This window comes from Pelomonas sp. KK5 (assembly GCF_001984095.1).
Classification (GTDB): domain Bacteria; phylum Pseudomonadota; class Gammaproteobacteria; order Burkholderiales; family Burkholderiaceae_C; genus KK5.
Map to the genome: position 1 here is coordinate 1 of NZ_LYVQ01000416.1, position 2534 is coordinate 2534.

3 protein-coding genes are annotated in these 2534 nt (G+C 68.2%); 2 read left to right on the forward strand and 1 reads right to left on the reverse strand.

From position 1 onward, the window contains the following. Positions 1 to 103 precede the first annotated feature (103 nt). Positions 104 to 811: a TetR family transcriptional regulator gene (locus tag B0W88_RS31155; RefSeq protein ID WP_077038344.1), complete on the reverse strand. Its 708-nt coding sequence runs from the start codon at positions 809 to 811 to the stop codon at positions 104 to 106. Between the two features lie 198 nt (positions 812 to 1009). On the opposite strand from B0W88_RS31155, the gene B0W88_RS31160 reads away from it, so the two are divergent. Both B0W88_RS31160 and B0W88_RS31165 read left to right on the forward strand, forming a co-directional pair. After that, a complete protein-coding gene (locus B0W88_RS31160; RefSeq protein ID WP_369973970.1) occupies positions 1010 to 2269 on the forward strand; it encodes an efflux RND transporter periplasmic adaptor subunit in 1260 nt (419 codons plus the stop codon). 18 nt (positions 2270 to 2287) lie between these two features. After that, on the forward strand, positions 2288 to 2534 hold a 247-nt coding region (locus B0W88_RS31165), incomplete at its 3' end, for an efflux RND transporter permease subunit (RefSeq protein WP_144007117.1).

Below are 2534 nucleotides of genomic sequence, written 5' to 3' on the forward strand. Positions count from 1 at the left end.
GGCGGACACGGCGGCGGCTTTTCGGGGAGGCAACCCGCTATTGTCCCCGACCCAGGGCTAACCCGTAAAGCAGACGGCAGATGGGCGGTGGGCCCGCGCGGGCTTATTCCTCGTCCGGCTTGCCGAAACGGCACAGCGGGGCGCTGCCCAGGCAGGCCAGTTCCTCGGGCTTCAGCGGCGGCAGCAGCTTGCGCTCGGTGGCGTGCAGGCTGTTGAGGAAGGCCTCCATCGCCTCCTGGCCGACTTCCATCAGGTCGAAGGACGTCGGGTCGAGGATCCAGTTCTGGATCAGCCCGTCGGCCATGGCCAGCAGCGTGACCGCGGCGGTGCGGGTGTTCAAGGTCTTGGGCAACTGGCCGGCGGCGACGGCGTCCTTGAATCCGTCCTCGATGACGTCCAGGCCGTGGTTGCGATTGGCCAGGTGCCGGTCGCGCACGGCGAGCAGTTCGTCCACGTACTCGACCCGGTGCATGGCGATCTCGAAGGCCCGTCGAGTCCGCTCGTTATGCACGGTCGAGTGCAGGGCGTTGAGCAGGCTCCAGCGCAGGTGTTCCAGCGGCGCGTCGGGGCGGGCCAGGCGGGCGGCATCGCGCGCCTGCTCCAGCGGCATCTTGGCCCGCTCCATCATCGCGTTGAACATCTCCGCCTTGTCCTTGAAGTGCCAGTAGATGGCACCCCGCGTGAGCTGGGCCTCGGTGGCGATGTCCTGCAGCGAGGTGCGCGACACGCCACGGCGCTGGAACAGCGTCTCGGCCGCATCCAGGATCTTCTCGCGCGTCTCCAGCGCCTCTTGCTTTGTCTTCCTGACCATCGTGATCGAAATTTTAGCGCACTTACATACATGCGTGAATGTATGTATATACTGCGGGACAACCCTTGCATAGGGTCTTGTCAACATGGTTGGGCGCCGTTCGTCGTATGGTGCCCAACTTGTTTTTTGCCCGAACAGTCTTTTCTGCGAATCCTGCGGGGTTCAGCGAGTCCCTTCGGTCCGAAAGGTTTCATCGTGATCTGCAAAACCAATAACACCCGTGACGCTGCGCCCAAGCTGACCCTGGGCAGCCGCGTCCTCTTCCTGGTGCCGCTGGCCATTGCTGTGGCTTCCGTGCTGGCCGGCTGCGGCAAGGCGGATGGCGAGAAGGCTGCCGGCGGCGGTGGCCACGCCATGCCGCCGCCGGCCGTCGGTGTCGTCACCACCGCGCTGACGCCGGTGGCGCTCCAGACCGAGCTGCCTGGCCGCGTCGAGGCGTTGCGTACGGCCCAGGTCCGCGCCCGTGTCAACGGCGTGGTGCTCAAGCGCCTGTTCACCGAAGGCTCGGAAGTGAAGGCCGGCCAGGCCCTGTTCCAGATCGATCCCGCGCCCTACCAGGCGCAGCTGGACAGCGCCGTCGCCACGCTGGCCAAGGCCCAGGCCAACCTGAGCCAGGCCGCCGCCCAGGCCGAGCGCAACAAGCCGCTGGTCGATGCCAAGGCGATCAGCCAGCAGGAGTACCTGGTCAGCGTGGCCTCGGCCAAGCAGGGCGAGGCCGACGTGGCCGCCGCCAAGGCCGCCATCACCCAGGCCAAGCTGAACCTCGACTACGCCCATGTCACCGCGCCGATCTCGGGCCGCATCGGCCGCGCGCTGGTGACCGAGGGCGCGCTGGTCGGCGCCTCCGACGCGACGCAACTCGCGCTGATCCAGCAGACCTCCACCGTCTACGTCAACTTCACCCAGTCCGCCAACGAGGTGCAGCAGCTGCGCCGGGCGATGGCCGCGGGCAAGCTGAAGTCGGCCGGCTCCAACGCCGCCCAGGTGCGCATCGTGCTGGAAGACGGCAGCGAGTACGCCAAGGCCGGCAAGCTGCTGTTCACCGACCTGAGCGTGGACCCGACCTCGGGCCAGGTCACGCTGCGCGCCGAGGTGCCGAACCCCGGCGATGCGCTGCTGCCGGGCCAGTACGTGCGCGTGCGCCTGTCGCAGGCCGAGGTGCCCTCGGGCATCCTGCTGCCGCAGCAGGCGGTGACCCGCGGCAGCAACGGCGACACGGTGCTGGTCGTCGGCGCCGACAGCAAGCCGATGCCCCGTCCGGTCAAGGTCGGCGCGGCCATGGGCAACCAGTGGATCGTGCTGGACGGCCTGAAGCCGGGCGAGCAGGTGATCGTCGATGGCTTCCAGAAGATGTTCGTGCCCGGCGCGCCGGTGAAGCCGGTGCCGTGGAGCCCGCAGGCCGCTGCCTCGGGCGCCGCGCCCGCTGCCTCCGCCGCAGCATCGGGTACTGGCCAGTAATCCCAGGAGTTCCCCGCAATGGCACGTTTCTTCATTGACCGGCCCATCTTCGCCTGGGTGATCGCGCTGTTCGCGCTGGTCTTCGGCGCGGTGGCCATCAAGCTGCTGCCGGTGGCGCAGTACCCCAGCGTGGCGCCGCCGACGCTGGTGATCAGCGCCGTCTACCCCGGCGCCTCGGCCAAGACCATGGACGAGGCGGTGATCGCCGTGATCGAGCAGGAGCTCAACGGCTCGCCCGGCCTGGCCTATATCGAATCGGTCAGCC

Bases quoted from the DNA above. Each gene is read 5' to 3' on its own strand.
- B0W88_RS31155 (WP_077038344.1), bottom strand. From the start codon at position 811: ATGGTCAGGAAGACAAAGCAAGAGGCGCTGGAGACGCGCGAGAAGATC.